Source organism: Cellulosilyticum ruminicola JCM 14822 (assembly GCF_001311925.1).
In the GTDB taxonomy this organism is placed as follows: Bacteria; Bacillota; Clostridia; order Lachnospirales; family Cellulosilyticaceae; genus Cellulosilyticum; species Cellulosilyticum ruminicola.
In genome coordinates this window covers 1-746 of record NZ_BBCG01000179.1, presented here as the reverse complement: position 1 = coordinate 746, position 746 = coordinate 1, and the positions used below count along the sequence as shown (strand labels likewise).

Sequence of the window (746 nt, the reverse complement as noted above, 5' to 3'; positions counted from 1 at the left end):
ATACACCTTTTCTTCTCTAGTTTCAGAAATATATTCAAGAAGTGCTATGAAATCTTTTGGATTTTCGGTATAATAGGAGTTGTATATTTTTTGAAGTCGTTCATCTGATTGTTTTAATGCAAGACTTTGTCTTAATGCACCAGGTTTACGACTTAGGGTTTTTGTGTAGTGGGATATACAAAGACTCCATTCGTGGTTGCCATACTTTTTAGGGTGTGTGGCAACCTTTTTATTTTCATAAAAACATTCTATCTGATCTGGATAAATGAGTACTGTAACAAACTGTCCTACAAGATGATCAGGCACAGAATATTTGTTTTGATCCACTGAGATCGTTGAATACTTATCAACTCTAGCCTCTGTCACACGACTTGATTGATATTTAGGCATTCTTGGTAAAAGAAATGGCTTTTCAGCCTCTAAAATATCTTGTGGTGATTTACCCTCGTGGCCTTCTTTAACTACTGCATTAAGCTCTTCTAAACGCTTTAATAGGTATTCATTAGCTTCTTCAAGACTAGAAAAAGTATCATTTCTAGAGAATGTTTTTCTACGTATGTATTCAACACTTCTTTCAACATGTCCTTTTTCATTACCACTTCGAATGTTGCAAAAGCGATACTGAAAGCCATAGTATAAAGAAAGTTTTAAAAGTTCATCAGTAGGTTCTTTTTCTGTGGGACTAACAAATCTCTTTACAGCTACTTTCATGTTATCGTAAGTCATTGTTTTATAAACCCCACCGA

At 34.3% G+C, this 746-nt stretch carries 1 protein-coding gene; it reads right to left on the bottom strand.

Annotated features, from left to right (window positions below; translation table 11 throughout):
* A partial coding sequence (locus JCM14822_RS18775; protein ID WP_172674874.1) for a transposase occupies positions 1-726 on the bottom strand: 726 nt, incomplete at its 3' end.
* Positions 727-746: the final 20 nt, after the last annotated feature.